The organism is Arthrobacter sp. TJ-217 (assembly GCF_058269255.1).
Genome location: NZ_JBZCNJ010000028.1, coordinates 1 through 1,135, shown reverse-complemented (window position 1 = coordinate 1,135; position 1,135 = coordinate 1). Strand labels below are relative to the sequence as shown.

At 65.4% G+C, this 1,135-nt stretch carries 1 protein-coding gene; it reads right to left on the bottom strand.

The genetic code is table 11. From position 1 onward, the window contains the following. A partial coding sequence (locus AC4D2R_RS18010; RefSeq protein ID WP_490941471.1) for an AI-2E family transporter occupies positions 1-998 on the bottom strand: 998 nt, incomplete at its 3' end. Positions 999-1,135: the final 137 nt, after the last annotated feature.

Genomic DNA, 1,135 nt, shown 5'->3' with positions numbered 1-1,135 from the left:
ACGAGGCTGTTGAAGAACGCGACGACCGGCACGGCGAACAGGGCACCGGCGATGCCGAAGAGGATGGAGCCGGCGGCCACTGAGAGGAACACTGCCAGCGGGTGCAGGGACACGGCTTTGCCTAGGAGCAGCGGCTGCAGGATATTGCTCTCGAGTTGCTGGACGAGCAGCACCACCGCGAGCATCAGCAACGCTGTCGTCGTCCCGTTGGCGACCAGCGCCACCAACACCGCCATTGCACCGGTGACGACCGCCCCGACGATGGGAATGAACGAGCCTAGGAACACAAGGATGCCGATCGGCAGGGCCAGGGGCACCCCCAGGAGGGCCGCGCCAAGTCCGATCCCCACGGCGTCGACGGCGGCTACCAGGCTTTGGGCCCGGGCGTACTGCACGAGGGCGGTCCAGCCGTGCCGGCCTGCTCCATTAAGTGCCGGTTGGGCGCCTTGGGGAAACAGGCGGACCAGGAACAGCCAGATCCGCTCCCCGTCCAGGAGGAAGAACAGCAGGGTGAAGAGCAGAATCACAAGGCCGGTGACGATGCTGCCTGCGGTAGAGCCGAAGGACACGGCCCCGGACAAGATGGCCTCACTGTTGTTCTGGATTGTGGCGCCCACGTCGTTGATCCAGTCGTCAATACTGTCCGCGCTGAGGCCGAGCGGCCCATCTTCGAGCCAGCCCAGCAGTTGCCGGGTACCGTCCACCACACTGTCCGACAACTGCTCGAAGCCGTACACGATCTGCCGCCCCGCCACCACCAGCAACCCCACCACGAAGCCGATCAGGCCCAGCAGGACGATCGGTGCAGCGAAGCTATTGGGTATGTGTTTGCTGCGCAGCCACCTCACCAGGGGAAAAAGCAGGCCGGCCAGCAGGCCCGCGATGAGAACCGGAATGATGACCACTGTGAGCGTCGAGAGCAGGTAGCCCAACAGCCCCGCGGCTGTCAGGATGATAATCAACCGCCATGACCATGCGGCGGCGACCCGCACCGGCATGCTCACCCGCTCTGCGGGACCCCCCGGCAGCGGGACAGGCTTTCGATCGGGCTTCGGGCCGTTGGAACGCCCGGCGCCGGGCGATGTCGAAGACATGGCATCATTCTGGCATGACAGCCGATCACCTTCACCGGCTG